Source organism: Streptomyces sp. NPDC056128 (assembly GCF_042263835.1).
Classification (GTDB): Bacteria; Actinomycetota; Actinomycetes; order Streptomycetales; family Streptomycetaceae; genus Streptomyces.
This window is the reverse complement of record NZ_JBHJVQ010000005.1, coordinates 260,797-277,916: the sequence shown is the minus strand read 5'-3', so window position 1 is coordinate 277,916 and position 17,120 is coordinate 260,797. Positions and strand designations below refer to the sequence as shown.

General features: G+C 73.4%; 18 protein-coding genes. 5 read left to right on the top strand and 13 right to left on the bottom strand.

The genetic code is table 11. From position 1 onward, the window contains the following. The 5 genes from ACFC1X_RS14320 to ACFC1X_RS14300 all read right to left on the bottom strand — a co-directional run bounded on the left by ACFC1X_RS14320 (position 1) and on the right by ACFC1X_RS14300 (position 3,626). On the bottom strand, positions 1–789 hold the full coding sequence (locus ACFC1X_RS14320) for a glutaminyl-peptide cyclotransferase (RefSeq protein ID WP_376352820.1): 789 nt from the start codon (positions 787–789) through the stop codon (positions 1–3). Between the two features lie 32 nt (positions 790–821). Beyond that, a complete protein-coding gene (locus ACFC1X_RS14315; protein WP_376352817.1) occupies positions 822–1,412 on the bottom strand; it encodes a dihydrofolate reductase family protein in 591 nt (196 codons plus the stop codon). 98 nt (positions 1,413–1,510) lie between these two features. Next, positions 1,511–1,870 carry a cupin domain-containing protein gene (locus ACFC1X_RS14310; protein ID WP_376352814.1) on the bottom strand — a complete coding sequence of 120 codons (360 nt, stop codon included), beginning with the start codon at positions 1,868–1,870 and terminating at the stop codon, positions 1,511–1,513. 89 nt (positions 1,871–1,959) lie between these two features. Continuing rightward, positions 1,960–2,937 (bottom strand): pyridoxal-phosphate dependent enzyme, encoded by a 978-nt coding sequence (locus ACFC1X_RS14305; RefSeq protein ID WP_376352811.1) that lies wholly within the window; start codon positions 2,935–2,937, stop codon positions 1,960–1,962. Next, positions 2,934–3,626, bottom strand: coding sequence for a transcriptional regulator (locus ACFC1X_RS14300; RefSeq protein WP_376352809.1), 693 nt, complete (start codon positions 3,624–3,626; stop codon positions 2,934–2,936). The genes ACFC1X_RS14305 and ACFC1X_RS14300 overlap by 4 nt, the downstream gene beginning before the upstream one ends. Before the next feature lie 170 nt (positions 3,627–3,796). On the opposite strand from ACFC1X_RS14300, the gene ACFC1X_RS14295 reads away from it, so the two are divergent. The 3 genes from ACFC1X_RS14295 (at position 3,797) to ACFC1X_RS14285 (ending at position 8,175) form a co-directional block, all read left to right on the top strand. Then, entirely contained in the window at positions 3,797–4,597 is an 801-nt protein-coding gene (locus ACFC1X_RS14295) for a class I SAM-dependent methyltransferase (RefSeq protein WP_376352806.1), read from the top strand. A gap of 331 nt (positions 4,598–4,928) precedes the next feature. Beyond that, on the top strand, positions 4,929–6,593 hold the full coding sequence (locus tag ACFC1X_RS14290; RefSeq protein ID WP_376352803.1) for an alkaline phosphatase D family protein: 1,665 nt from the start codon (positions 4,929–4,931) through the stop codon (positions 6,591–6,593). A 202-nt stretch (positions 6,594–6,795) separates the two neighbouring features. Continuing rightward, positions 6,796–8,175, top strand: coding sequence for an alpha-lytic protease prodomain-containing protein (locus tag ACFC1X_RS14285; RefSeq protein WP_376352801.1), 1,380 nt, complete (start codon positions 6,796–6,798; stop codon positions 8,173–8,175). 87 nt (positions 8,176–8,262) lie between these two features. Here ACFC1X_RS14285 and ACFC1X_RS14280 read toward each other — a convergent pair whose 3' ends face one another. The 7 genes from ACFC1X_RS14280 to ACFC1X_RS14250 all read right to left on the bottom strand — a co-directional run bounded on the left by ACFC1X_RS14280 (position 8,263) and on the right by ACFC1X_RS14250 (position 14,048). After that, positions 8,263–9,363 carry a serine hydrolase domain-containing protein gene (locus ACFC1X_RS14280; RefSeq protein ID WP_376352798.1) on the bottom strand — a complete coding sequence of 367 codons (1,101 nt, stop codon included), beginning with the start codon at positions 9,361–9,363 and terminating at the stop codon, positions 8,263–8,265. Then, on the bottom strand, positions 9,360–10,280 hold the full coding sequence (locus ACFC1X_RS14275) for a DUF6895 family protein (RefSeq protein WP_376352795.1): 921 nt from the start codon (positions 10,278–10,280) through the stop codon (positions 9,360–9,362). The genes ACFC1X_RS14280 and ACFC1X_RS14275 overlap by 4 nt, the downstream gene beginning before the upstream one ends. After that, positions 10,277–11,221, bottom strand: a complete 945-nt coding sequence (locus tag ACFC1X_RS14270) for a DUF6895 family protein (protein WP_376352793.1) — start codon at positions 11,219–11,221, stop codon at positions 10,277–10,279. The genes ACFC1X_RS14275 and ACFC1X_RS14270 overlap by 4 nt, the downstream gene beginning before the upstream one ends. Beyond that, the gene (locus tag ACFC1X_RS14265; RefSeq protein ID WP_376352790.1) at positions 11,218–11,925 is read right to left on the bottom strand and encodes a hypothetical protein; all 708 of its coding nucleotides are present in this window, start codon (positions 11,923–11,925) and stop codon (positions 11,218–11,220) included. The genes ACFC1X_RS14270 and ACFC1X_RS14265 overlap by 4 nt, the downstream gene beginning before the upstream one ends. A gap of 21 nt (positions 11,926–11,946) precedes the next feature. Further along, positions 11,947–12,135 carry a hypothetical protein gene (locus ACFC1X_RS14260; RefSeq protein WP_376352788.1) on the bottom strand — a complete coding sequence of 63 codons (189 nt, stop codon included), beginning with the start codon at positions 12,133–12,135 and terminating at the stop codon, positions 11,947–11,949. Between the two features lie 137 nt (positions 12,136–12,272). After that, positions 12,273–12,908 carry a class I SAM-dependent methyltransferase gene (locus ACFC1X_RS14255; RefSeq protein ID WP_376352786.1) on the bottom strand — a complete coding sequence of 212 codons (636 nt, stop codon included), beginning with the start codon at positions 12,906–12,908 and terminating at the stop codon, positions 12,273–12,275. Positions 12,909–13,046: 138 nt separating this feature from the next. After that, positions 13,047–14,048, bottom strand: coding sequence for a mechanosensitive ion channel family protein (locus tag ACFC1X_RS14250; protein WP_376352784.1), 1,002 nt, complete (start codon positions 14,046–14,048; stop codon positions 13,047–13,049). 232 nt (positions 14,049–14,280) lie between these two features. On the opposite strand from ACFC1X_RS14250, the gene ACFC1X_RS14245 reads away from it, so the two are divergent. Both ACFC1X_RS14245 and ACFC1X_RS14240 read left to right on the top strand, forming a co-directional pair. After that, complete coding sequence (locus tag ACFC1X_RS14245; RefSeq protein ID WP_376352782.1) at positions 14,281–14,496, top strand: hypothetical protein; 216 nt, start codon at positions 14,281–14,283, stop codon at positions 14,494–14,496. A gap of 91 nt (positions 14,497–14,587) precedes the next feature. Further along, a complete protein-coding gene (locus tag ACFC1X_RS14240) occupies positions 14,588–15,013 on the top strand; it encodes a PPOX class F420-dependent oxidoreductase (RefSeq protein ID WP_376352779.1) in 426 nt (141 codons plus the stop codon). Between the two features lie 13 nt (positions 15,014–15,026). Here ACFC1X_RS14240 and ACFC1X_RS14235 read toward each other — a convergent pair whose 3' ends face one another. Continuing rightward, the gene (locus tag ACFC1X_RS14235; protein WP_376352777.1) at positions 15,027–17,120 is read right to left on the bottom strand and encodes an MMPL family transporter; all 2,094 of its coding nucleotides are present in this window, start codon (positions 17,118–17,120) and stop codon (positions 15,027–15,029) included.

Below are 17,120 nucleotides of genomic sequence, written 5' to 3'. Positions count from 1 at the left end.
TCACGCCGGGACGAAGCGGACCTTGAACATCCGCGGCCAGAGCTTGCCGGTGATCAGGAACTGGTCGGTGCCGGGTACGGCGGCGATGCCGTTGAGTACCTGGGCAGTGCGCCGTTCGGCCGGCGTCAGCAGGCCGCCCGCGTCGATCCGGGCGGTGACGGCACCGGTGCGCGGGTCGATCCGCACGATCGTGTCCGTCGGGTGGACGTTGGCGTAGACGGAGCCGTCGGGGCCGCACTCCAATTCGTTGAGCCCCGTCACCGGCCGGCCGCCCCGGCGCACGGGGATGCTGCCCGTCGCCTCGAACGTGCCGGGGTCGCGGAAGGTGAGCCGGTCGGTGCCGTCGCTCATCACCAGCTGTCCTTGGCCGCCGCCGTCCAGGTGGCACAGCCCCCACCCCTCGCCCCGGTAGGTGACACGGCGGAGCTCCACCAGGGTGGCCGGGTCGCGTTCAACGGCGATACCGGCGCGCCAGGTCAGCTGCCAGAGCCTGGCGCCCGCCAGGGTGATGCCCTCGCCGAAGAGGGGCGGCGCCAGTTCGGCGCGGACGACGGGCGGTCCGCCCGGCGGTCCGGCACGCACCGAGGACTTGCCGACCAGGCCAGTGCTCTCGTAGAGGGTGCCGCCCCGGAACTCGAGACCTTGGGTGAATGCGCCCGGATCGTGCGGAAGGACCTCCCGCACCTCGACTCGCAGCAGCCGCACGCCGTCGGCCCGGCCCTGGTCCGGCCGGTCCTGACCTGCGGGAAGCAGCGCTCCCGCCAGGAGCGCCACCAGGATGGTCTTCACGCGGCCGCGGGTGGCCCGGGCGGAGTGTGATGTCAGTTGATGCTCGCCGTGCCACCGGCCGCGAACGGCAGCTCATACCTGGTCAGGACCACGCCGCCGGGAAACGTCCGGGTCTCCACCAGGTTCAGGTCCGCCCAGCTGTCCAGCGCGGTGAAGAACGGTGTGCCGCTGCCCACCAGGACCGGATGGGTGACGATCGTGTACTCGTCGATCAGCCCGGCCCGCATCGCCGCCCCGGCGAGCGTGGCGCCACCGACCCTCATCGGCCCACCGTCCTCGGCCTTGAGCCGGGCGATCTCCGCGACCGCGTCGCCGGTGACCACGCGAGTGTTCCAGTCGACCTTGCCGACCGTCGACGAGAACACCACCTTCGGTGTGTCCCGCCAGTTCCGCGCGAACTCGATCTGCGCCGGGGTGGCGCCCGGCTGCTGGTCGCCGGTCGGCCAGTAGGCGCTCATGGTCTCCCACAGCTTGCGCCCGTACAGCAACAGGCTGATCGCCCGCTCCTCGTCGAGCCACCACTGGAACAGCTCGTCGCTCGGCTCGCTCCAGCTGATGTCGTCGCCGGGCGCGGCGACATAGCCGTCCAGGGACAGGTTCATGCCGTAGTGCAGTCTCCGCACAGCGCCGGCCTTCCGTCAGTCGGTCCCGGAAGTCTAGACGGGCCTCGACCCCGGCGGGTGTTCTCGAAGGCGAACGGTGATCGTTGTCCGGACGAGTCCTAGTCCGCCTTGGCGTACTCCTTCGCCATGGCGCCGGCGAAGTCGTACACGACGCACTGTCCGTCGCCGACGACCCAGGCGTCGTGGCCCGGTGAGCAGACGAACACGTCGCCCGGGCCCACCTCGCTGTCGGTGCCGTCGTCCATGTGGATGTGCATGCGTCCCTCCACCACGTAGCAGTTGTGATGGATCATGCAGCTGTCGGTGCCCGCGATCGGCGCCACCGACTCCGACCAGCGCCACCCCGGCTCGAAGGTGGCGACGGCGAAGTCGAGTCCCTCCATGTGCACGGCCTCGATGTGGCCGCGCGGGAAATCGCGGCGCTCGTCGGGCTTGTCGAGCGTCTTTGCCTGCAACATGACGCTCCTCCTTTTCCTGGCCTTCCCTGGGCCCACCACTCCATCGTCCGCCTGTCAAGTCGACGGCGCCATCCGGGGGACGGGTGTGGTCAGCGGGGTGCGCCGCAGAGTTCGGCGAAGCGGGCTGCGTCCACGTTGCCGCCGGAGAGGATCACGCCGACCCGGCGGGGCAGGCCGTCGACCCGGCCGCTCAGGAGGGCGGCCAGCGGGGTGGCGCCGCTCGGTTCGAGGACGGTCTTCAGCCGCTCGAAGGCGAACCGCATCGCGTCCCGGATCTCGTCGTCGGAGACCAGCACGACCCCGTCGAGCAGCCGACGGTTGACGGAGAACGTCAGTTCGCCCGGGGTGGGCAGGGCCTGGCCGTCGGCGATGGTGCGCGGGACCGGCACGGTGACCCGTCGGCCGGCCGCCAGGGAGCGCCGGGTGTCGTCGCCGGCCTCCGGCTCGACGCCGATCACCCGGGTGGCGGGGTGCAGGCCCTTGACGGCGGTGGCGCTCCCGGCGATGAGTCCGCCGCCGCCGACGGGTGCGATCAGGGCGTCCAGGTCGCCGGTCTCCTCGACGAGTTCGAGGGCGGCGGTGCCCTGTCCGGCGATGACGTCCGGGTGTTCGTAGGGCGGGATCAGGGTGAGGCCCCGGTCGGCGGCCAGGGCCTCGGCGATGGCCACGCGGTCTCCGGTGTAGCGGTCGTAGGTGACGATCTCCGCGCCGTAGCCCGCGGTGGCCGCGCGCTTGGAGGGCGGCGCGTCCTCGGGCATGACGATCACCGCGGTGGTGCCCAGCTCGCGGGCGGCGAGGGCGACGGCCTGGGCGTGGTTCCCGGAGGAGTAGGCGGCGATGCCCCGGGACAGCTGCTCCGGCGTGAGGCGGGAGGCCGCGTGATAGGCGCCGCGGAACTTGAAGGCGCCGACCCGCTGATGGTTCTCGCACTTGAGGAAGACCTCGGCGCCGACGAGGGCGTCCAGGGTGCGGGAGCGCAGCACCGGGGTGCGGTGCGCGACGCCCTCGATGCGGGCGGCGGCGGCCCGTACGTCGTCGAGGGTGACCGGCGGGGTGGTGGTCGTCACGGGTGTCCTCCGGCGGGGTCGGCGGCCGGGCCGGTGACGGCGCGGGCCTGGGAGAGGTAGTGGTAGGCGGAGGCCCGGGAGATGCCGAGCCGGGCGGCGACGTGCTCGACCGAGCGGCGTACGGCGAACACGCCGCGCCCGTCCAGGTCGCGGAAGAGCTCGAGGCGCTGGGCGCGGTCCAGCGCCGCCCAGCTGGTGCCCCGGCGCAGCGGGTGGGCGTCCACAATGGCCTCGACCACCGCGTCGATGTCGTCGCCGAAGGTGGTGGCCGGCGGATCGGCGGGGATGCCGGCGGTCCCGGCCAGGGCACCGAGCAGGGCGTGTGCCCGGTCGACGGCGGTGACGTCCAGGTTGACGCACAGGGCGCCGAACACGGCGCCCGTGGAGTCGCGCAGCACCATCGTGGAGGACTTCAGCAGGGTGCCGCCGTCGGTGCGCGTGACGTAGTTCAGCTCGTCCCGGGCCTCGTCGCCGCGGGCCAGGACGCGCATGCCGATCTCGCTCATCGCGCCGCCGACCGTCCGTCCGGTCACCGAGCCGGCGACCGCGACCACCGACCGCTCGGGGTCCCGGTAGTCGTGCAGGACCGCCTCGCAGACCGGCCCGAACGTGGCGGCGATCCCGGCGACGACCGGGCGCAGGGTGGCGAGGACCGCGTCGCGCTCGGCGTCCAGCGCCGTTTCGCTCATCAGGGGCTCCTTGCTCGGACTCCAACGAGTTCAGACTACACGTCCAACCTCTGGACTGACAGTCCAACCTCGACCCGCGTCACGGCGGTCCTGTCATTGCGCCGCCGGCTCTGGCACCCTTCCCGGCACCTCGCACTGTCCGAGTCCCTCGTACGGAGGTCGTATCCGCCATGCCCAAGGACGCCAGGTCCCCGAAGAAACTGCGCAGCAACCGCGCGGCGCTCACGCACAAAGTCGGGTACGCGCTGCGCCACCCCGAGCGGGTCGGCCCCTACGTCCGCCGGGCCGGGCGGGACGCGTGGCTGCGGCTCCGGCACCCCGACCACGTCGGCTACTACCGGGCCGTGATGGCCTCCGACACCCGCCGCGACCCCGAGGCCGCGGTCGGCAGCCGGACCCACGACCGCTGGCTGGCGCTCGGGCAGATGCAGTTCGACTACCTCGTCGAGCACGGACTCCGCCCGGAGCACCGCATGCTCGACATCGGCTGCGGCAACCTGCGCGGCGGCTGGCGCTTCATCGACCACCTCGACGCCGGCCACTACTACGGCATCGACATCTCGCCGGACATCCTGATCGCCGCCAAGAAGACGCTGACCGAGCGCGGGCTCCAGGCCAAGCTGCCGCACCTGACCCTCACCGGGGACCTCCGGCTGGAGTTCCTGCCCGACGGCCACTTCGACGTCGTCCACGCGCACAGCGTCTTCTCGCACTCCCCGCCGGGCGTCATCGACGAGTGCCTGCGCAACGTGGGCCGCGTCCTGACCGACACCGGGTTCTTCGACTTCACCTTCGACCGCACGGAGGGCACCGAGCACCAGGTGCTGCGCGAGGACTTCTACTACCGCACGGACACCCTGCTCACGCTGGCCGCCCAGCACAACCTGCACGCACGGTTCATGGAGGACTGGGAGAAGCGGCCGCACGGCCAGTCGAAGATCAGGGTGAGCCGCTCACCGCTGCCGTTCTAGGGCCTGTCTGACCATTCCCGTCGTCGCCCGGAGGGCGGCCTCGCGGCGTCAGGTGCGTGCTCTCGCCGTGCCGGGCGCAGAGCCTCGTACTGGACGTACTTGGCTCTGTGCCCGGTGCGGCGAGAGTGCGTGCATGGCGTCGCGAGGCAGACGGGAATGGTCAGACAGGCCCAGGCCCGCCGCGTCGCCGCCGGAGCCGGACACCGTGGGTCCGGCTCCGGCGTCCGCGCGTACCTCCTCCTGTGTGATCACTCCGCAAGCCCTGCCAGTTTCAGGTGTTTTGTCTGCTTAGCATGCGGGGTCCGTCACGCCCCGTACGAGAGGACACCAGATGGCGCCCACGGGCCGTCACAGCGCACTGGCCGAGCACGCGTTCTCCCCGCACGACGCGGTGCTGCGTGCCGCCGCCCGGCACCTCGGCCGCAGGCGCTTCCTCACCGTGACCGCGGCCGCCGCGGCACTCGCGTTCGCCACCAACCGGCCGGCCCGCGGCGCGGTCGCCGCCCCCGAGCGCGAGGCCGCCCGGATCACCAAGGACCCCTTCACCCTCGGTGTCGCCTCCGGCGACCCGACGCCGGACTCGGTGCTGCTGTGGACCCGGCTGGCGCCCGAGCCGTTCCTGGAGGACGGCGGGATGGGCACGGAACGGGTCACGGTCGAGTGGGAGGTGGCCTTCGACGAGTACTTCGCGGCGGTCCTGCTGCGGGGCACCGCCGAGGCGCACGCCGAGTACGCCCACAGCGTGCACGTCGACGTCAAGGGCCTGACCCCCGGCACCGTCTACTACTACCGCTTCCGCGCCGGCGCCTGGCTCAGCCCGGCCGGCCGCACCCGCACGGCGCCGCCGGCGAGCAGCGCCACGTCGGGTCTGAGGATCGCGACCGTCGCCTGTCAGGCGTACCAGGACGGCTACTACACGGTGCACCGGCACGTCGCCCAGGACGACGTCGACGTGGTCTTCCACCTCGGCGACTACCTGTACGAGTACGCGGTGAACTCGGCGGGCGGGGAGCGCAACTACACCGACGTCACGCTGCCCGACGTGTTCAACCGCGAGACGATGACCCTCGCGGACTACCGGATGCGGTACGCGCTCTACAAGAGCGACGAAGACCTCCAGGCCGCGCACGCCGCGCACCCGTTCGTCGTGACCTGGGACGACCACGAGACCGAGAACAACTACGCCGGAAGCGTTCCCGAGAACGACATCCCGCCGGAGGAGTTCCTGCTGCGGCGGGCCGCCGCCTACCGCGCGTACTGGGAGAACCAGCCGCTGCGCGCCGAGCAGCTGCCGCAGGGGCCCGACGCCCGGCTGTACCGCCGGCTGCACTGGGGCACGCTCGCCCAGTTCGACTTCCTCGACACCCGCCAGTACCGCTCCGACCAGGCCTACGACGACCGGCCGCACGCCCCCGGGCCCGAGTCCGACGACCCGGCGCGCACCATGACGGGCGCCGCGCAGGAGCAGTGGCTGCTGGACGGCTGGCAGGGCTCGACCGCGCTGTGGAACGTGATGCCCCAGCAGGTCTGCTTCTCCCAGCGCAAGTTCGACGACACCGCCGACGCCGCGCTCTCGATGGACGCCTGGGACGGCTACCGCGCCTCGCGCGACCGGGTCGTCGCCGGGGCGAAGGCCGCCGGGGTCGACAACTGGCTGATCCTCACCGGCGACGTGCACGTGGGCTACGCCCTGGACGTCAAGGAGGACTTCGACGACCCGGCGTCCGCCACCGTCGGCACCGAGATCACCTGCACCTCGGTGGCCAGCGGCCGGGACGGCGTGGAGCAGCCCGCCAACTGGGACCTGTACCTGCGGGCCAACCCGCACATGAAGTTCTACAACGGCAAGCGCGGCTACGTCCGGGTGGAACTGGACCGTCAGGCCGCCCACCTGGACTTCCGGACCGTGTCCGCCGTCACCACACCCGGCGCCGCGATCACCACGGCCGCGTCCTTCGTCACGGAGGCGGGCGCACCGGGTCTGAAACCCGCCTGAGCCCCGGGACCGGCGGACGGGCGGGTGCCGCGCGTACTGCACTTGGCACCCACCGCGTCCCCCATAGCGCGAAAGACGGCCGGGGCCGGTATCGCCGCCGGTCTTTCCGGCAAGACCTGTGACTTCGTCGCAGTCGCACCGTGACCCACGGTCGCGCACCGAACACCGCTGTCTCGCACAGCCCTCGAAGGAGGCACATCGCATGGTCGGCAGACACGCCGCGCGCAGCCGCCGCGCAGCCCTGACCGCGCTCGGCGCCCTGGTCCTGACCGCACTCCCCTCGGCCGCGTCGGCCGCGCCGCCGCCCGCTCCCGATGCGCAGCCCGCCGCCGTCCGGACGCCCGCCCCGGCGGCACCGTCGGCGCGGATGCTCCGCGCGATGGAACGCGACCTCAGGCTGTCGCCCGGACAGGCGGCGGCACGGCTGGCCAACGAGCAGGAGGCGGGTACGCGGGCGGGCATGCTGCGCAACACGCTGGGCGACCGCTTCGCGGGGGCCTGGGTGAGCGGCGCGACCTCCGCCGAGCTGACCGTCGCCACCACGGACGCGGCGGACACCTCCGCCATCGAGGCGGGCGGCGCCAAGGCGGCGGTCGTCGAGCGGGGCCTGGCCGAACTCCGCTCGGTCAAGGAGAAGCTGGACGCCTCCGCCGTCCGGGTGCGGACCCGGCAGACGCCGGTCTGGTACGTCGACGTGAGGACCAACCGGGTCGTGGTCCAGGCCACCAGCCGGTCCGCGGCGGACACCTTCGTCGAGAACGCCGGTCTGGCGGGCCAGGACGTGGGCGTCCGGATCTCCCCGAACCAGCCGCGGCTGCTGACGGACCTGGTCGGCGGCGACGCCTACTACATCAACGACCAGGCCCGCTGCTCCATCGGGTTCGGCGTCACCAAGGACGACCAGCAGGGCTTCGCGACGGCCGGGCACTGCGGCGACCCGGGCGCCACCACCACCGGGTTCAACGAGGCCGCCCAGGGCACCTTCCAGGCCTCGACCTTCCCCGGCAAGGACATGGCCTGGGTCGGCGTCAACTCGGACTGGACGGCGACCCCGGACGTGAAGGGCCAGGACGGCGAGAAGGTGCAGATCGCCGGCTCGGTGGAGGCGCTCGTGGGCGCCTCGGTGTGCCGCTCGGGCTCCACCACGGGGTGGCACTGCGGCACCGTCCAGCAGCACGACACGAGCGTCACGTACCCGGAGGGCACCGTGAACGGGCTCACCGAGACGACGGTGTGCGCCGAACCCGGCGACTCGGGCGGCCCCTTCGTCTCGGGCACCCAGGGCCAGGGCACCACGTCCGGCGGCTCCGGTGACTGCACGAACGGCGGGACCACCTTCTACCAGCCGATCAACCCGCTGCTGAGCGACTTCGGCCTCACCCTGAAGACCACCTCGGCCGCGGCCGGGACCCCCGCGCCGCCGCAGGACAACGCGGCGGCGGACGCGTGGACCGCGGGCCGCGTCTACGAGGCGGGCGCCACGGTGTCCTACGCGGGCGCGCGCTACCGGTGCCTGCAGGGCCACCAGGCGCAGGGCGTGGGCTCGCCGGAGAGCACCCCGGCCCTGTGGCAGCGGGTCTGACGAACGGACGGCCGCCGCGAGGCGGCCCTGGGCGCGGGGCCGCCGCTGAACGCGGCCCCGCGCCTACCGCTGCGTCTGCTGTGTCTGCTATGCCTGCTGTGTCTGCGCGAGGAAGGCGTAGGCGCCCGCGATGAAGGGGTCCGCGGCGCGGAAGCGTCTGCCGCACACCGCGGCCAGGGCCGTGCCCGTGTCGGGGCGGAAGCCCAGGAACGCCTGCTGGCCCAGGGTGGCCCCGCTGTGGAAGTACATCGGCCCGCCGTCGGTGGGGTGCCGGAACCACCCCACCGTGTGCACGTGCCGGTGCCCCAGGCCCCGCCGCAGCACGGGTACGCGCACGGCGCCCAGCGCGCCGGCGGCCGGTGAGCCGGCCGGGTCGAGATGGGCTTCGAGGAAGGTGAGCAGGTCGTGCGGGGTGGACCGGACGGCCCCGGCCGCCTGGAAGCCGCCCGCGTCGAACGGCGGGACGGGGGTGCGGCCGTCCTTGCGGTGTCCCACGGCGTCGGTGCCGGGGCCCTCGGCGCGCAGGGCGGTGCCGCCGAGGCCCAGCGGGTCCAGGACCTGACGGGTGAGCAGGTCTTCCCAGGGCGTCCCCAGGACCGCGGCGACCGCGTGTCCGAGCACGGAGACGCCGTAGTTGGAGTAGTGCCAGCGGGTTCCGGGGCGGTGCCTGGGCCGGTGCCGCAGGAATGTGTCCGTCAGCCGCTCGGCCGGGTAGCGCGCGTAGGGGTTGGTGCGCCAGGCGGGCAGTCCGGAGCGCAGGAAGCCGGCCGGGAGGGCGGGCAGTCCCGCCGTGTGGGTGAGCAGGTGGGCCAGCGTCACGGGGTGCGGGCCGGCCGGGCGGCCGGGGTCCAGGCAGGTGACGGCCGCCTCGCCGCCGGTGAGCGCGCCGCGCCGCACGAGCCGGGTCAGCAGCAGTCCGGTGAACGTCTTGGAGGCCGACCCGATCTCGTAGCGCAGGTCCTCGCGGGGAACGTCGGGGGGCGGGGCGGTGCCGCCGCTGTGCAGGGTGCGCCGGCCGTGCCGGGAGACCGCGAAGACGACGTCGGGCGCGTCGCAGGCGGCGACGGCCTCGGCCAGCCGCTCACGCAGGGCGGCGTCGTCGACGGGTGCGGGGGGTGCCTGCGGGCCCGTCGGGAAGTCGCCCGCGTCGTCGGGGCCGCCCGGCCAGGGCGTGGGACGGCCCGTCACGACGCCGTGTGCGCCAGCTCGCTGAGCGCGCGGGAGGTGGCGAGCAGGGAGGCGAAGGCGGCGACCAGGGTCGGGTGGTAGACCAGGTCGAACAGCGAGTCGGGGTCGCCCTCGGGCATGGTGCGTACGGCGGGCATGGCGCCGTCGGGCTGCTGCGCGGCGGCGAAGCCCCGCCAGGCCGCCTCGTCGAGGGTGGGCCGGGGCAGGCAGGCGTCGACCACGAGGAGTTCGCCGAGCAGGTCCCAGCGTTCGAGGTCCAGCCAGTCGTCGATCCACACCGGCAGCCAGGTGGCGAGGTACTCGGCGACGGAGGGCGGCAGCCCGCCGGGGTTCTCGCCCCAGTCGGTCAGGTGGAAGACGGTGTGCGTGATGTCGTACGCGGTGTGGCCCTCGACCGTCCACGGCTCGGGGGTCCCGGCCAGCCAGGTGGTGGCGACCAGGTCGGCCTCGGGCGGCCGGGCGGCCAGGCCGAAGCGGCGCTGGAACCCGGACAGGCCCAGGCGCCGGGTCGGCGTCACCGGGAACCGCGCCCAGCTGTCCAGCCGGTGGTTGAGGACCGTGGCCTCCTCCACCTCGGGCTGGCTGTAGCCCAGCTCCTTGAACGGCAGGTACACCTCGAAGGGGACGGGCGAGAAGGGCTCGACGCGCTGGCCGCGCACCAGCATCCGGCCGCCGTCCAGGGTCTCGCGCCAGGTGTGGTCGAGCAGTTGGCGCGCGAGCTGGGCCTGCCGGGAGCCGGCGACGCCCTCGCGGAAGAGCACCTTGCAGATCAGGGCGAGTTCGCCGATCGGCTTGAAGCGCTCCAGGAAGCCGGTCTCGGGGTCCACGTCCTGCTCCAGGCGGAAGCCGTCGCGGTGGGCCCAGAGCCACTCCAGCGCGCCGGCGCCGACGCCGTGGATCAGGCGGGTGTCCGTCATCCCGGCACTCCTTGTCCGGCGTGGTCCGTGTCCCGCAGCCGTGCGGTGGTGAGGGCGGCCGCGAACACGGCCATCAGGGTGGAGTGGTAACAGTCCGTGAAGTCATAGGGGTCGGTTCCCGCGTGCTCCCCGGCGGCGTCCTGCAGGGCGCCCTCCTCGGGGATCGCGCCGGACGTGTCCTGGGCGGCCGCGACGCGCGGCCAGGCGTCCTCCAGGACGGCGGGCTCCGGCGGGTGCGGCAGGCTGGCGGCGACCGCCAGCAGTTCGCAGCTCAGGTCCCACATCCGGGCCTCCAGGCAGGTGTCGAGCCAGGGCGGCAGCCAGTGCGCCAGGTAGTCCGCGAGATCGGGTGGCACGCCCTGGGCGCCGCGTCCCCAGTCGGTGAGGTGGAAGACGACGTGGGTGAGCGCGTATCCGGCCGCGCGTTCGAAGGTCCACGGCTCGGGCAGGCCGCCCAGCCAGGTGCGGCCCAGCGCCTGCGGGAGCCGCCCGTGCGGGTGGATGCCGCTGTGCCGCTCGGCCTCCAGCACGCCGAGCCGCCGGGTGGGGTACTGCTCGGTCAGCCGCCAGCCGCGGGTACGGGCCACCACCGCGGCGGACGCCTCGTAGCCCGGGTGGCGGAATCCGGCCGAGGCGAAGGCGGCGTACACCTCCAACGGGTAGGTGGCGAACGGCTCCAGCGACTGCATCAGCGGGAACAGCTCGCCCCGGTGGGTCTGCTGCCAGGCGAAGTCCAGCAGGTCGGACACCCGGCCGTGCAGCGGGTCCGGCGGTGGGGTGCACAGGGACACGGAGGCGCAGACCCGGGTCAGCTCGCCCAGCGGTTTCCAGGTCCGGTTGACCTGGCCCTCCGCCGTGAGCGCGTCCTCGCCGAGCGCGAAGCGGTCGCGGTGGTCCCACACCCAGTCCAGGGCCGCCTCCTCGACGCCCCGGACGCTCACAGGAGGACTCCGGCGGGCATCAGCCGCGCCGCCTCCAGTTGGAGCGCCACCCTGGGGTCCGAGCCGCCCATCAGGCGTACGAAGTCGAGTCCCGCTTCGAGGCCCAGGCTCTCCGGCACCCCGTCCAGGAGGGTGAGCCAGCGTCCGGCTCCCGCCGCCTGCTGCCAGTCCCGGCGGCGCACCGCCCGGACGAAACCGCGGGCCACGTCCACCGGGCGGCGCCGGGCGGCGCTGGTCACCGCGCACTCCTCGCCGGGCAGCGCGAGCGGCGCGAGGACCGCGAGCTGATGGGTCAGCACCTGCCAGCCGGCCTCGTCGAGCCAGCCGGTGCCGGGTTCGGCGTCCGGCTCGCCGGCGGGCGGACCGGCCGGCGGCTGGTCGAGCCGGCGCAGGGCACGGGCCATGGCCCAGTGGCTCCATACGACGGTGGGGGCCGCGTCGGGGCGCGGCGGGTGGGCCGTGACGGCGTCCTTGAACATCGCGAGTTGCCCGGGGTCGGGCGGAACGCGCAGGAGGACGGCGGGCAACAGCGTGTCGGCGCCCAGAACGCGTACCGCCGCACGCGCGACGCCCTCACCGGCGCCGCCGGTCGTCAGGGTGCTGCCCGCTCGCACGTGGTCTCCGCTCCGAAGAGCGGAGACCACGTCGGAAGCGAGATCCAGCACCGCGCCCTGCAGGAGGGCCGACGTGCTCGACTGCTCCATTTCACTGCTCCCGTCGGTCCGTCAACCCTTCTTCGGGCGCGGGGTCGGCGGCGAAAGCAGCAGGTTGCCGCCTCCGGACTGGAGGGCGAGCGCGGCGCACTCGCGGCTGTCACGGAAGACTCCGTCAGGCTCGGCGGGGTCGAGTACCGCGTCGATCTCGATGTTCTCGGTGCGGGTGACTTCCTCGAGCACCTTGTCCTTGGAAGGCATTTCACCATCTCCCTCTGGTAGCCAAATGGCCTTCACACCCCAGGGTGTCCGGTGAGTCCCAAAACATGCCTCTCTTCTCAAAATTCTCAGAAGATAACTTCTTCAACAAATGCGACATACGGGGCGCCGTGGGGTTCTCACGCCCGTCGCAGGCGCCACACGTTGTCCTCGCGGAAGCCCTCGGCACCCTCCGGCGAGACGCTCGGACGGCGGACGGTCTCCGCGGTCTCGACGGTCCACTCGCCGTCCGGCAGGGCGAGTTCGGCGAGGACCCCGTCCAGGGTGGGGAAGACGGCGTCGAAGGGCGGCTCGGTCTGCCAGGAGGGCCAGCCCGCGTGCATCACGACCAGCAGCGTGCCGCCGCGTGCCACGGCCCGCGCCGCGGCGTCCAGTACCGCCCGCTGATCGAAGGCGACCGGGGACTGCAGGTACTGCGCGTTGACCAGGTCGAAGGCGCCCTCGGGGAAGGAGAGTCCCAGCTCGTGGCGTTCCCAGGCGACCCGGTCGCCCACCCCGGCGTCGGCCGCGTGCCCGGCGGCGCGTTCGAGGGCGGTGCCGGAGATGTCCACGCCGGTGACCCGCCAGCCACGGGCGGCCAGCCACACGGCGTCCGCGCCTTCACCGCAGCCGAGGTCCAGCGCGGTCCCGGGCGTGAGGTCGCTCGCCTCGCGGACCAGCAGGCCGTTGGGGCGGCCGCTCCAGACGCGGTCGGTGTCGCGGTAGCGGGCCTCCCAGAACTCCGCGGCGGGGGCGGGGAGGGGCAGGTCGGTCATGGTGTCTCCTGGGCGGCGGTCGAACACGTCTGCGGTACGGGACGCGCGCCATGTGCACGCGCCCGTACGCAGGCTGCACCGGCCGCACCGGCGACGCCAAAGGCGTTTGCCGGACCGGCAAATCCCGCCCCTCGCGTGTCAGCGGGTGAGCGCGTCCGCCTCGGCGTCCGCCGGGTCGGTGCGCAGCCAGACGGTCCGCCGCGGGAAGGGAATCTCGATGCCCGCATCGTCCAGCGCGTCCTTGACCCGGCGGCGCAGCTCGCGGGTGACGCCCCACTGCTGGAGCGGCACGGTCTTGACCGCGAGGCGCACCAGCACGCCCTCGGCGTCCAGGGACTGCACGCCCCACACGGCGGGGTCCTCCAGCAGGACGTCCGCGAACTCCGGTTCGTCGCGCAGCGCGCGGCCGGTGTCCTCCAGCACGCGGTAGACCGTGTCGAGGTTCGCGTCGTGAGCGACGGCGACGTCCAGGACGGCCCGCGCCCACTCCTGGCTGTCGTTGCGGACCCGCAGGATCTCGCCGTTGCGGATGTGCCACAGGCCGCCGTTGAGGTCGCGTACGTGGGTCAGCCGCAGGCCGACGTGCTCCACCTCGCCGATGGCCTCCCCGAGGTCGACGGAGTCGCCGACGCCGTACTGGTCCTCGACCATGATGAGCAGGCCGGACAGGTAGTCGGCGACGAGGCTCTGCGCGCCGAAACCGATGGCCAGGCCGACCACTCCGGCGCTGGCGAGCAGCGGACCGAGCGCGATGCCGACCTGGTCGAGCACCATGGCCACGCCGACCATGAACAGCACGATGGTCACGACGCTGCTGAGCACCGAGCCGATGGTGCGGGCCCGCTGTTCGCGGCGCTGCCGCGCCCGGGACCGGTCGCGGTGCAGGACGGCGGCACCTCGGCCGGACCTGCGGGGCCTGCTCCGCTCGGCCTCGCCCGCCGGCGGTTCCAGGACCCGCTGGACGACCCGGGTGATGGCCCGCTTGGCCACCGCGCGCAGCACCAGCAGGATCACGACGATGAGCGCGATGCGCAGGGGTATCCCGATGAGCGCCTCGGTGTGGTCGCCGAACCAGTCCGACCACGAGGCCGCCAACTGCGGGTTCGTGACCTGGTGGGTGGGTGGGAAGGGGTGCGACATCGGCTCGGCTGCTCCGTTCTTCGGGGATGACGTGTCTGCCGTCGGGGCCGCCTACCCACCCGCGGCGCGAACATGACGCCCGGTGAGCCGCGACACAGGCACCCTCCTTCCCCGTCCCGTTACTTGACCCTTATGTCCGACAGTTGCGTCATCTTCACTCCGTACCGGCCCATCACCGGCGTCCGCCGGGGCACCCGAATGGAGTCGTCCACAGCGGAGGGGGACCCGCGCCGTGGTTTACGTTGCCGTCCTGCTGCTGCCCGGAGTCGGGTTGCTGCTGTTCACCATGACGTATCTGGAGGACCGGCTGTTCGCCGATCCGGTACCGGCCCGGCACGCCCGGCGCCGCCATCTGAGACTCCTCCTGGGCGGCCGCGGCCAGGACTCCCCGGCCCGCCGCCCCGAGGCGGCCGCGCCGCCCTCCGCGGAACGGGACGCCGCCGCCTGATCCCGGTGCGCGCACCCCGCCGAGCGGCACCGCGGCGCCTCGGGCGATGCTGTTCCCGACGGGACACACGCGGCTCGGACGAGGAGATCGGATGGACACCGGGGAACGGCACGACGCGGACGAGGAGTTCGTCGGGTTCTGGCGGGAGCGCCGGGTGTGCTTCCTGTCGACGCCGCGCGCGGACGGGAGCCCGCACCTGGTCCCGGTCGGAGTGACGTACGACCACACCACGCGCACGGCGCGGGTCATCACCGGCCGGGGCACCGCCAAGGCCCGCAACGTGCTGCGGGCCGGGTCCGCCGTCGTCGCCGTGGGGCAGGTGGACGGCAGACGCTGGTCCACGCTGGAGGGCGTCGCGACCGTGCGGGAGGACGCCGGGTCGGTCCGCGACGCGGAGGTCCGGTACGCGGCCCGCTACCGGCAGCCCCGGGAGAACCCGGAGCGGGTCGTCATCGAGATCGAGGTGCGGCGCTTCCTCGGCACGGTGCGGCCCGCCGCGGGGACTCCCGGCGCGTGACGTCCCGCCCGGGTCACTCCGTCCCGGGCGGTGTGCGGTGGCCGAGCCGGCTCGGCCACCAGGCGATGCGGCCGATGTCGCGGGCGAGCGCGGGCACCAGCAGGGAGCGCACCACGAGGGTGTCCAGCAGGACGCCGAAGGCGACGATGAAGGCGATCTGCACCAGGAAGGCCAGCGGGATCACCCCGAGCGCGGCGAAGGTGGCGGCGAGGACGACACCGGCCGAGGTGATCACGCCGCCGGTGGCGGTCAGGCCCCGCAGGATGCCCTCCCGCACCCCGTGCTGCAGCGACTCCTGGCGCACCCGGGACATCAGGAAGATGTTGTAGTCCACGCCCAGGGCGACCAGGAACACGAACCCGTACAGCGGGACGGAGGCGTCCGTGCCGCTGAAACCGAACACGTGGGTGAAGACGAGGGCCGAGATGCCCAGGGTGGCCAGGAAGTTCAGCGCCACCGTCGCCACCAGCAGCACCGGCATCAGCAGGGAGCGCAGCAGGGCGATCAGGATGACCAGGATGATGGCGAGGACCACGGGCACGATGAGCGTGCGGTCGTGTTCGGCGGTGCGCTGGGTGTCGTACTGCTGGGCGGTGTAGCCGCCGACCAGGGCGTCCGCCCCGGGCACCTCGTGGACGGCGGACCTGAGCCGGGACACCGCGCTCTTGGCGGCGTCGCTGTCGGCCGGCGCCTGGAGCGTCGCGTCGATCCGCACCCGCCCGTCGACGACTCTCGGCTCCCCGCCGCCCGGGCGGCCGGACTCGGTGACCGGGGCGGCGGAGGCGACGCCGCGGGTGTCGCGGGCGGCCGTGAGGACCGGATCCAGCCGGTCGGCGTCGGCGATGATCACGGCGGGGTTGCCGGAGCCGCCCGGGAAGTGCCGGGCCAGCGTCTGCTGGGCGGAGACCGAGGGCGCGTCGTTGACGAAGATCTCGTCCAGCGGGACGCCCCGGGAGATCAGGGTCGGCGCGAAGGCGGCGCAGGCGATCAGCGCGGCGAGCGAGATCGCCCAGATGCGGCGCGGTGCCCGGTCCACCAGTTCGGCGATGCGGTGCCACAGGCGGTGCCCGGCCTCGGGGTCGCCGGTCCGGACGGGCTTGGCCGGCCAGTAGGCGGCGCGGCCGAGCAGCACCAGCACGGCGGGCAGGAAGGTGAGGGTGCTCAGCACCGCGCAGACGATGCCGATGGCGCCGACGGGTCCGAGCGCGCGGTTGTTGGTCAGGTCGCTGAGCAGCAGCGCCAGCAGGCCCAGGGCGACGGTCGCCGCACTGGCGACGACGGCGCCCCAGGAGGCCCGCAGCGCGGCGAGCACGGCGCCGAACCGGTCGGGGTGGCGGGCGAGTTCCTCGCGGAAGCGGGCGGTGAGCAGCAGCGCGTAGTCGGTGGCGGCGCCGATGACCAGGATGGAGAGGATGCCCTGGACCTGCCCGTCCACGCGTACGACGCCGCGGTCGGCGAGGGCGTACACGATCGCGCAGGCCAGGCCGAGGGCGAAGACCGCGCCGAGGATGATGACCAGGGGCAGCAGGACGCTGCGGTAGACGAGCAGCAGGATCACCAGCACGGTGATCAGGGCGACGCCGAGCAGCAGTCCGTCGATGCCGGAGAAGGCGTCGGAGAGGTCGGCCTGGGAGGCGGCCGGTCCCGCGAGCTGCGCCTCGGTGCCGGGCACCTTCCCGACGGCGTCCTGGACGCGTTCCAGGGCGTCGGGCAGTGCCTCGCCGAGGTCGGGCCTCAGCTGGACGACGGCCTGGAGCGCCTCGCCGTCCTCGGAGGGCAGGGCGGGTGACGGGGACCCCACGACGCCGGGCCCGCCCTCGACGGAGGCGACCGACCGGGTGGCCGCCGCGCGGTGCTCGGTGACGGAGCCGCCGTCGTCCGCGGTCCACACGACGATCACCGGGAGCGTCTCGTCCTGCTGGAACGCCTTCTGGGCGTCGACGACCTGGGTGGACTCCGCGCTGCGCGGCAGGAAGGCTGCCTGGTCGTTGGTGGCGACCTCGCCAAGCTTCCCGGCGTACGGGCCGAGCACTCCGCCGATGCCGAGCCAGGCCAGGAGCAGGACGACGGGGACGAGCCAGCGGGCGCGTCGGGTGGGGATGGACAT

What these genes read in the sequence shown, in the direction of transcription:
- ACFC1X_RS14310 (WP_376352814.1), bottom strand. Translation starts at nt 1,870, where the DNA reads ATGTTGCAGGCAAAGACGCTCGACAAGCCCGACGAGCGCCGCGATTTC.
- ACFC1X_RS14300 (WP_376352809.1), bottom strand. Translation starts at nt 3,626, where the DNA reads ATGAGCGAAACGGCGCTGGACGCCGAGCGCGACGCGGTCCTCGCCACC.
- ACFC1X_RS14295 (WP_376352806.1), top strand. Translation starts at nt 3,797, where the DNA reads ATGCCCAAGGACGCCAGGTCCCCGAAGAAACTGCGCAGCAACCGCGCG.
- ACFC1X_RS14290 (WP_376352803.1), top strand. Translation starts at nt 4,929, where the DNA reads ATGGCGCCCACGGGCCGTCACAGCGCACTGGCCGAGCACGCGTTCTCC.
- ACFC1X_RS14285 (WP_376352801.1), top strand. Translation starts at nt 6,796, where the DNA reads ATGGTCGGCAGACACGCCGCGCGCAGCCGCCGCGCAGCCCTGACCGCG.
- ACFC1X_RS14275 (WP_376352795.1), bottom strand. Translation starts at nt 10,280, where the DNA reads ATGACGGACACCCGCCTGATCCACGGCGTCGGCGCCGGCGCGCTGGAG.
- ACFC1X_RS14265 (WP_376352790.1), bottom strand. Translation starts at nt 11,925, where the DNA reads ATGGAGCAGTCGAGCACGTCGGCCCTCCTGCAGGGCGCGGTGCTGGAT.
- ACFC1X_RS14260 (WP_376352788.1), bottom strand. Translation starts at nt 12,135, where the DNA reads ATGCCTTCCAAGGACAAGGTGCTCGAGGAAGTCACCCGCACCGAGAAC.
- ACFC1X_RS14255 (WP_376352786.1), bottom strand. Translation starts at nt 12,908, where the DNA reads ATGACCGACCTGCCCCTCCCCGCCCCCGCCGCGGAGTTCTGGGAGGCC.
- ACFC1X_RS14250 (WP_376352784.1), bottom strand. Translation starts at nt 14,048, where the DNA reads ATGTCGCACCCCTTCCCACCCACCCACCAGGTCACGAACCCGCAGTTG.
- ACFC1X_RS14240 (WP_376352779.1), top strand. Translation starts at nt 14,588, where the DNA reads ATGGACACCGGGGAACGGCACGACGCGGACGAGGAGTTCGTCGGGTTC.
- ACFC1X_RS14235 (WP_376352777.1), bottom strand. Translation starts at nt 17,120, where the DNA reads ATGTCCATCCCCACCCGACGCGCCCGCTGGCTCGTCCCCGTCGTCCTG.